Annotated in this window: 1 protein-coding gene and 1 pseudogene; both read left to right on the forward strand. The window is 38.5% G+C overall.

All coding sequences use genetic code 11. From position 1 onward, the window contains the following. Positions 1 to 597: MFS transporter (locus tag AWW72_RS17835; protein ID WP_155858572.1), on the forward strand; the 597-nt coding region annotated here is incomplete at its 5' end. 47 nt (positions 598 to 644) lie between these two features. Next, positions 645 to 714 (forward strand): annotated as a pseudogene (locus AWW72_RS19370) (3-oxoadipate CoA-transferase); the annotation flags it as partial.

The following is a 714-nucleotide window of genomic DNA, read 5'->3' on the forward strand; positions in this document are numbered from 1 at the left end:
CTTGAAATTTTAAGAGATAAGAAACATGGCACTATGTTTGTGCTTTGGATTATTAGTACGGGCGCATTGCAGTTTGGCTATTACGGCGTAAGTAACTGGTTACCTGCTTATTTAGAGTCTGATCTTGGCATCAAATTTAAAGAAATGGCCATGTATATGGTCGGTACTTTCCTGATTATGATGTTTGCTAAAGTGATTGCAGGGATCGTTGCCGATAAATTAGGACGTCGCGCTGTATTTGCTTTCGGAACCATTGGTACAGCTTTATTTATTCCGGTCATTGTCTATTTAAATACACCAACCAATATTTTATGGATGATGCTGTTCTTCGGTTTCCTTTACGGTATTCCATACGCAATTAATGCCACCTATATGACGGAAAGTTTCCCGACCTCAATTCGAGGTTCGGCAGTGGGTGGTGCTTATAACATTGGCAAAGTACTTTCTATTTTCTCTCCATTAACAATTGGTTTTCTATCACAAAATGGTTCTATTGGCTTAGGGCTTTTGGTGATGGCTGCGGCTTATTTTATCTGTGGGGTAATTCCATTGTTATTTATTAAAGACCGACTATTTAACCCGCAAAAGGCAGAGTGACAGATCAATCTGTCACCTTAAATTAAGGATGAAAAGGGACAAGTGAGATGATAAATAAAATCACCAGTGACATTGAACCAATTTTAAAAGCTATTCCTGATGGAGCAACCATCATGA

The organism is Acinetobacter sp. NRRL B-65365 (assembly GCF_001605865.1).
Taxonomy (GTDB): domain Bacteria; phylum Pseudomonadota; class Gammaproteobacteria; order Pseudomonadales; family Moraxellaceae; genus Acinetobacter; species Acinetobacter vivianii.